The 2,356-nt window shown below is 66.5% G+C and carries 3 protein-coding genes; all 3 read left to right on the top strand.

From position 1 onward, the window contains the following. The coding region (locus DFR39_RS19700) for a branched-chain amino acid ABC transporter permease (RefSeq protein ID WP_133605549.1) at positions 1–924 on the top strand (924 nt) is incomplete at its 5' end. Between the two features lie 21 nt (positions 925–945). Then, entirely contained in the window at positions 946–2,028 is a 1,083-nt protein-coding gene (locus DFR39_RS19705) for a branched-chain amino acid ABC transporter permease (protein WP_133605550.1), read from the top strand. Positions 2,029–2,060: 32 nt separating this feature from the next. Beyond that, positions 2,061–2,356, top strand: a 296-nt coding sequence (locus DFR39_RS19710) for an ATP-binding cassette domain-containing protein (RefSeq protein WP_133605551.1), incomplete at its 3' end; no start/stop codon positions are given.

Here is a 2,356-nt window from a genome sequence, read left to right on the forward strand (position 1 = left end):
ATGGAAATCTTTTTCCAGCAAATCATCAACGGGCTGGTGCTGGGAAGCATGTATGCCTTGGTGGCCTTGGGGTACACGATGGTGTACGGGATCATCAACCTGATCAATTTCGCGCATGGCGAGATCTTGATGGTCGGGGCCTTGGTGGGGTGGACGGTGGTGACGGTGCTGGAAGGCGCGGGGCTGCCGGGGTGGGCGCTGCTGTCGATTGCGCTGGCCTGTGCGGTGGTGGTGTGCACGGTCTTGAACTTCACGGTGGAGAAGGTGGCGTACCGGCCGCTGCGCAATGCGCCGAGGTTGGCGCCGCTGATCACGGCCATGGGCATGAGCCTGCTGCTGCAGACGCTGGCGATGATCATCTGGAAGCCTAATCCCAAGCCCTTCCCGCTGCTGCTGCCGACCACGCCGATCGATCTGGGCGGGCCGGTGATCACGGTGACGCAGTGCCTGATCCTGGGCGTGACGGTGATGGTGCTGGCGGCGCTGATCTACCTGGTGAACTACACCAAGCTGGGTCGGGCGATGCGAGCCACGGCCGAGAACCCGCGCGTGGCGGGGCTGATGGGGGTGAAGCCGGACTTCGTGATCTCGGCCACCTTCGTGATCGGGGCGGCGCTGGCGGCGGTGGCCGGCATCATGTGGGCGGCCAACTACGGCACGGTGCAGCACTCCATGGGCTTCCTGCCGGGTCTGAAGGCCTTCACGGCGGCGGTGCTGGGCGGCATTGGCAACCTGGCCGGCGCCATGGTGGGGGGCATCCTGCTGGGCCTGATCGAGGCCATCGGGGCGGGCTATCTGGGAGAGCTGACCGGCGGAGTGCTGGGCAGCCACTACGCCGACATCTTCGCCTTCATCGCGCTGATCCTGGTGCTGACCCTGCGTCCCTCGGGCCTGCTGGGCGAGCGCGTGGCCGACCGCGCCTGATCAAGCAAGGAGAACAAGACCATGCAAAAGAACAAACTGATCGTGTTCGTGCTGGCGGCGCTGGGGCTGCTGGTGGTGCCGCTGATCGCGCAGCAGTTCGGCAACGGACCGGTGCGCATCATCGACCTGGCGCTGCTGTACGTGCTGCTGGCGCTGGGGCTGAACATCGTGGTGGGCTATGCGGGCCTGCTGGACCTGGGCTATGTGGCCTTCTACGCGGTGGGGGCGTACATGTTCGGCCTGCTGGCCAGCCCGCACCTGAGCGAGAACTTCGAAGCCTTCCGGGCCATGTTCCCCGACGGGCTGCACTCGCCGCTGTGGATCGTGATCCCGCTGGGCGCGGCGCTGGCGGGCTTCTTCGGCATGGTGCTGGGGGCGCCCACGCTCAAGCTGCGCGGTGACTACCTGGCCATCGTGACCCTGGGCTTCGGCGAGATCATCCGCGTGTTCCTGAACAATATGGAACACCCGGTCAACATCACCAACGGCCCACGCGGCATCGGCCAGATCGACGCCATCCACTTCTTCGGCTTCGACCTGGGCAAGCCGCTGGAGGTCTTCGGCTTCACGCTGCCCTCGGTCACGCTCTACTACTACCTCTTCCTGAGCTTGGTGGTGATCTCGGTGCTGATCTGCTACCGGCTGGAGACCAGCCGCATCGGCCGCGCCTGGATGGCCATCCGCGAAGACGAGATCGCGGCCAAGGCCATGGGCATCAACACCCGCAATATGAAGCTGCTGGCCTTCGGCATGGGCGCCACCTTCGGCGGCGTGGCGGGCAGCATGTTCGCCGCCTTCCAGGGCTTTGTGTCGCCGGAGTCCTTCAGCCTGCAGGAGTCCATCATGATCGTGGCCATGGTGGTGCTGGGCGGCATCGGCCACATCCCCGGCGTGATCCTGGGCGCGCTGCTGCTGGCGGCCCTGCCCGAGGTGCTGCGCTATGTGGCCGGCCCGCTGCAGGAGATGACCGGCGGGCGACTGGACGCCGCCATCCTGCGCCAGCTGCTGGTGGCGCTGGCCATGATCACCGTAATGTTGCTGCGCCCGCGCGGGCTGTGGCCGGCGCGCGAGCACGGCAAGGGCGCGCCGAACAAGCAGTCCTGAGCACAGGCATGGTCACAGGAGAGCACAACACCATGAGCAGCAACAACAACAGCGGCGCCACCGTGCTGAGCGTCAAGGGCGTGTCCAAGCGCTTTGGCGGCCTGCAAGCCCTCTCGGACGTGGGCATCGAGATCAAGGCCGGCCAGGTCTACGGCCTGATCGGCCCCAACGGCGCGGGCAAGACCACCTTCTTCAACGTCATCACGGGCCTGTACACCCCGGACGGCGGCAGCTTCGAGCTCGGCGGCGCGCCCTACACCCCGCAGGCCGTGCACCAGGTGGCCAAGGCCGGCATCGCCCGCACCTTCCAGAACATCCGGCTCTTCGC

This window comes from Roseateles asaccharophilus, from assembly GCF_004362405.1.
In the GTDB taxonomy this organism is placed as follows: Bacteria; Pseudomonadota; Gammaproteobacteria; order Burkholderiales; family Burkholderiaceae_C; genus Kinneretia; species Kinneretia asaccharophila.